The sequence below is a fragment of the Ruegeria sp. CF5 genome (assembly GCF_056537325.1).
Genome location: NZ_JBQFRI010000023.1, coordinates 1 through 5,959, shown reverse-complemented (window position 1 = coordinate 5,959; position 5,959 = coordinate 1). Strand labels below are relative to the sequence as shown.

Below are 5,959 nucleotides of genomic sequence, written 5' to 3'. Positions count from 1 at the left end.
CCCCTTCACCGGCGCTGCTGAGGCGCTTGGGACGCGGCGGAAGCGGCGGAGACGCTCAGGATAGACTGGGGGCATCTGAGGTTATGATTTGGGCGGTTGCGCTGAGTGATTGGCGTTACGGTCTGATTTTTGGCTCTGGGTGTTTTGTTCTTTGACATTGATGGATAACTGAAGAGATATGTGGGCGGTTTGGTTCGTTTCGACGGATTGAATGTCTGTATATCGCGCTCTTAGGGTTTCGGCCCGATGATTGAGTGTCAGCTTCACTGTTTGAGTGGTTCACTGGTTTCTTAGGAAATCTGTGTACATCAAACAGATGACTTCATCTGGTTTAGCCACCAGATGAGATGTGCAGAGGTTCGAACGTCAAGGATAAGCTGGTAACAGCTTTTCAACTTGAGAGTTTGATCCTGGCTCAGAACGAACGCTGGCGGCAGGCCTAACACATGCAAGTCGAGCGCGCCCTTCGGGGTGAGCGGCGGACGGGTTAGTAACGCGTGGGAATATACCCTTTGGTACGGAATAGCCTCTGGAAACGGAGAGTAATACCGTATGAGCCCTTCGGGGGAAAGATTTATCGCCAAAGGATTAGCCCGCGTTAGATTAGGTAGTTGGTGGGGTAATGGCCTACCAAGCCTACGATCTATAGCTGGTTTTAGAGGATGATCAGCAACACTGGGACTGAGACACGGCCCAGACTCCTACGGGAGGCAGCAGTGGGGAATCTTGGACAATGGGGGCAACCCTGATCCAGCCATGCCGCGTGAGTGATGAAGGCCTTAGGGTCGTAAAGCTCTTTCGCCTGTGAAGATAATGACGGTAGCAGGTAAAGAAACCCCGGCTAACTCCGTGCCAGCAGCCGCGGTAATACGGAGGGGGTTAGCGTTGTTCGGAATTACTGGGCGTAAAGCGCACGTAGGCGGATCGGAAAGTTGGGGGTGAAATCCCGGGGCTCAACCCCGGAACTGCCTCCAAAACTATCGGTCTAGAGTTCGAGAGAGGTGAGTGGAATTCCGAGTGTAGAGGTGAAATTCGTAGATATTCGGAGGAACACCAGTGGCGAAGGCGGCTCACTGGCTCGATACTGACGCTGAGGTGCGAAAGTGTGGGGAGCAAACAGGATTAGATACCCTGGTAGTCCACACCGTAAACGATGAATGCCAGTCGTCGGCAAGCATGCTTGTCGGTGACACACCTAACGGATTAAGCATTCCGCCTGGGGAGTACGGTCGCAAGATTAAAACTCAAAGGAATTGACGGGGGCCCGCACAAGCGGTGGAGCATGTGGTTTAATTCGAAGCAACGCGCAGAACCTTACCAACCCTTGACATCCCGGGACCGGTCCAGAGATGGATCTTTCACTTCGGTGACTCGGTGACAGGTGCTGCATGGCTGTCGTCAGCTCGTGTCGTGAGATGTTCGGTTAAGTCCGGCAACGAGCGCAACCCACATCCCTAGTTGCCAGCAGTTCGGCTGGGCACTCTATGGAAACTGCCCGTGATAAGCGGGAGGAAGGTGTGGATGACGTCAAGTCCTCATGGCCCTTACGGGTTGGGCTACACACGTGCTACAATGGCAGTGACAATGGGTTAATCCCAAAAAACTGTCTCAGTTCGGATTGGGGTCTGCAACTCGACCCCATGAAGTCGGAATCGCTAGTAATCGCGTAACAGCATGACGCGGTGAATACGTTCCCGGGCCTTGTACACACCGCCCGTCACACCATGGGAGTTGGTTCTACCCGACGGCCGTGCGCTAACCTTTTGGAGGCAGCGGACCACGGTAGGATCAGCGACTGGGGTGAAGTCGTAACAAGGTAGCCGTAGGGGAACCTGCGGCTGGATCACCTCCTTTCTAAGGATGTTCCTGGCATCACAGAGTTCGCTCTTGATCGTGGAACACTTAGCAGAAGATCAACAAACAAAGTTGGTCAAACTCATGAGCCGAGCCGTCCTCATATCTCTTCAGAAAATCAGGATCTTGCGAATAGGCGCGAGGTCCGGCAAGGGGCCTTAGCTCAGCTGGGAGAGCGCCTGATTTGCATTCAGGAGGTCAGGAGTTCGATCCTCCTAGGCTCCACCACTTCTGCAGTCGGCCCCGTACAAAGTGGGTCGGTAGCTCAGGTGGTTAGAGCGCACGCCTGATAAGCGTGAGGTCGGAGGTTCAAGTCCTCCTCGACCCACCACTTTCCTTCGATTTGACCGTTAAGCACTGTTTTGAGTGTTTAGCCGTCCAATCGGACGTCAATTGACATCGTATAGAGAGAAATCAATCAACACTGTTTGATCGCGCCGAGTGTGGCGTTGATCTCAGTCGTTCTCATCTTCGGATGAGCGGGTTGTGACACGGGTGTTTCCTCGCCTGTCCACGACTATCCCGGCTGAAACGAACAGAGTTGTCCAAGTCAAGTACACTAACCCGCACGATCATCAGATCGTGCATGTCTTCCATTCTCCATGCGGGGCCGACCGACATCGGCAGCATGGGTTCCAGGATGGAAGGCGGGAAAGTATGCTTTTGGTTCAGAAGAAAGATCGCCTTTAGTTACCAGCTGGGCGGTCGCGATTGACCTGACTGCGCTCAGGTAGCCGAATAGGCGGTAGCGCACTAAGTTGTGTCTTTCTCTTTCTGGATCAAATCAAGCGCGAGAAGGGCGTTTGGTGAATGCCTTGGCAGCAAGAGGCGATGAAAGACGTGATACTCTGCGATAAGCCATGGGGAGCTGAGAATAAGCTTTGATCCATGGATTTCTGAATGGGGGAACCCACCTGAAAGCTTCATATTGTTATCCTTGATAATCAATATGTTGCTTAAACAGGTACTTAAGACCTGAATACATAGGGTTTTAAGAGCAAACCCGGGGAACTGAAACATCTAAGTACCCGGAGGAAAGGAAATCAATTGATACTCCCCTAGTAGCGGCGAGCGAACGGGGACCAGCCGAGCCAGATAAGTGACTAGAACACGTTGGGAAGCGTGGCCATAGCGGGTGACAGCCCCGTATAGGAAGCTTTGATGGACGTATTAAGTAGGGCGGAACACGTGAAATTCTGTCTGAAGATCGGAGGACCACCTTCGAAGGCTAAGTACTCCTTGCTGACCGATAGCGAACCAGTACCGTGAGGGAAAGGTGAAAAGCACCCCGACGAGGGGAGTGAAACAGTACCTGAAACCGAACGCCTACAATCAGTCGGAGGATCCTCGAGATCTGACGGCGTACCTTTTGTATAATGGGTCATCGACTTGGTCTCACGAGCAAGCTTAAGCCGTTAGGTGTAGGCGTAGCGAAAGCGAGTCTTAATAGGGCGCATGAGTTCGTGGGATCAGACCCGAAACCGAGTGATCTAGGCATGGCCAGGTTGAAGGTAAGGTAACACTTACTGGAGGACCGAACCCACATCCGTTGAAAAGGATCGGGATGAGCTGTGCCTAGGGGTGAAAGGCCAATCAAACTCGGAGATAGCTGGTTCTCTGCGAAATCTATTTAGGTAGAGCGTCATCCGAATACCCCGGGGGGTAGAGCACTGGATGGGTAATGGGGCCCCACAGGCTTACTGATCCTAACCAAACTCCGAATACCCGGGAGTACTAGATGGCAGACACACTGCGGATGCTAACGTCCGTAGTGGAGAGGGAAACAACCCTGACCTACGACTAAGGCCCCCAATTCATGGCTAAGTGGGAAAGCAGGTGGGACGACCAAAACAACCAGGAGGTTGGCTTAGAAGCAGCCATCCTTTAAAGATAGCGTAACAGCTCACTGGTCTAAATAAGTTGTCCTGCGGCGAAGATGTAACGGGGCTCAAGCCATGAGCCGAAGTCTAGGGATGCGTAAGCATCGGTAGCAGAGCGTAGTGTGACATAGTTCCTATCCTCTTTAGCGATCTTCGGATCGCCTTGGAGGATATTTGGAGCTTTCGATGAAGCCGGGGCGTGAGCCATCCGGTGGAGAGATCACTAGTGAGAATGATGACATGAGTAGCGACAAAGAGTGTGAGAGACACTCTCGCCGAAAGTCCAAGGGTTCCTGCTTAAAGCTAATCTGAGCAGGGTAAGCCGGCCCCTAAGCCGAGGCCGAAAGGCGTAGGCGATGGGAATCAGGTTAATATTCCTGAGCCAGGAGGATGTGACGGATTGCAGGTGTAGTTCAACCTTATCGGATTGGTTGGGCTGCTGAGCAGTTCCTGGAAATAGCCCTCCATCAGACCGTACCCTAAACCGACACAGGTGGACTGGTAGAGCATACCAAGGCGCTTGAGAGAACGATGTTGAAGGAACTCGGCAAAATACCTCCGTAAGTTCGCGAGAAGGAGGCCCGGTTCCTAGGCAACTAGGGGCTGGGGGCACAAACCAGGGGGTGGCGACTGTTTATTAAAAACACAGGGCTCTGCGAAGTCGCAAGACGACGTATAGGGTCTGACGCCTGCCCGGTGCCTGAAGGTTAAAAGGAGAGGTGAGAGCCTTGAATTGAAGCCCAGGTAAACGGCGGCCGTAACTATAACGGTCCTAAGGTAGCGAAATTCCTTGTCGGGTAAGTTCCGACCTGCACGAATGGCGTAACGACTTCCCCGCTGTCTCCAACATCGACTCAGCGAAATTGAATTGCCTGTCAAGATGCAGGCTTCCCGCGGTTAGACGGAAAGACCCCGTGCACCTTTACTACAGCTTCGCACTGGCATCAGGATTGTGATGTGCAGGATAGGTGGTAGGCTTTGAAGCAGGAACGCAAGTACCTGTGGAGCCTCCCTTGAGATACCACCCTTCGCACTCTTGATGTCTAACCGCGGTCCGTTATCCGGATCCGGGACCCTGCGTGGCGGGTAGTTTGACTGGGGCGGTCGCCTCCTAAAGCGTAACGGAGGCGCGCGAAGGTTGGCTCAGAGCGGTCGGAAATCGCTCGTTGAGTGCAATGGCAGAAGCCAGCCTGACTGCGAGACTGACAAGTCGAGCAGAGTCGAAAGACGGCCATAGTGATCCGGTGGTCCCGAGTGGAAGGGCCATCGCTCAACGGATAAAAGGTACGCCGGGGATAACAGGCTGATACTGCCCAAGAGTCCATATCGACGGCAGTGTTTGGCACCTCGATGTCGGCTCATCTCATCCTGGGGCTGGAGCAGGTCCCAAGGGTACGGCTGTTCGCCGTTTAAAGAGGTACGTGAGCTGGGTTTAGAACGTCGTGAGACAGTTCGGTCCCTATCTGCCGTGGGTGTAGGAGACTTGAGAGGAGTTGCCCCTAGTACGAGAGGACCGGGGTGAACGATCCACTGGTGGACCAGTTGTCGTGCCAACGGCAGTGCTGGGTAGCTATGATCGGACAGGATAACCGCTGAAGGCATCTAAGCGGGAAGCCCCCCTCAAAACAAGGTCTCCCTGAGGGCCGTGGAAGACCACCACGTCAATAGGCCGGAGATGTAAGCGCAGTAATGCGTTCAGTTGACCGGTACTAATCGCCCGATAGGCTTGATTTGATCCAGTAATGGAAAGACAAAATCAAAAGCATACACTGACCTTGAGTTGGACAACGTTGATCTGATTAACAAAACCGTGCAGGAACGCGCATCCGCTTCGCGAATACGCTGCCTCCTGCCCGTCGCTTTTGCTCCGCAAAAGTCGACGTGGGGATTTTCCTCGGTTTGGTGGTCATAGCGCAAGTGAAACACCCGGTCCCATCCCGAACCCGGAAGTTAAGCACTGCCGCGCCAATGGTACTTGGGCTTAAGCCCCGGGAGAGTAGGTCACCGCCAAACCTAGAAAAATCCCCTCATCTCTCTAAAACGATCGAAATAATACCTGGCCTCAAGTAGCGTAAGCGATAGGCCAACAAACGGCCTCAAGTAGCCGAATAGGCGGTAGGCCCACCAAAAGTGTCGCGGGATGGAGCAGCCCGGTAGCTCGTCAGGCTCATAACCTGAAGGTCGCAGGTTCAAATCCTGCTCCCGCAACCAACTTTATAAGTCAG

General features: G+C 53.5%; 3 tRNA genes and 3 rRNA genes. All 6 read left to right on the top strand.

The window, feature by feature from the left end:
* Nucleotides 1-392 precede the first annotated feature (392 nt).
* The 6 genes from ACR0NW_RS23905 to ACR0NW_RS23880 all read left to right on the top strand — a co-directional run bounded on the left by ACR0NW_RS23905 (nucleotide 393) and on the right by ACR0NW_RS23880 (nucleotide 5,945).
* Nucleotides 393-1,854, top strand: a 16S ribosomal RNA gene (locus ACR0NW_RS23905).
* Between the two features lie 152 nt (nucleotides 1,855-2,006).
* A tRNA-Ala gene (locus tag ACR0NW_RS23900) sits at nucleotides 2,007-2,082 on the top strand.
* Between the two features lie 26 nt (nucleotides 2,083-2,108).
* Nucleotides 2,109-2,185: transfer RNA gene (locus ACR0NW_RS23895), tRNA-Ile, on the top strand.
* 451 nt (nucleotides 2,186-2,636) lie between these two features.
* Nucleotides 2,637-5,468, top strand: a 23S ribosomal RNA gene (locus tag ACR0NW_RS23890).
* Nucleotides 5,469-5,632: 164 nt separating this feature from the next.
* Nucleotides 5,633-5,747 (top strand): 5S ribosomal RNA (rrf, locus tag ACR0NW_RS23885).
* Together the 16S, 23S and 5S rRNA genes with 3 tRNA genes alongside form the textbook arrangement of a ribosomal RNA operon.
* Nucleotides 5,748-5,868: 121 nt before the next feature.
* Nucleotides 5,869-5,945 (top strand) — tRNA-Met (locus ACR0NW_RS23880).
* Nucleotides 5,946-5,959 lie beyond the last annotated feature (14 nt).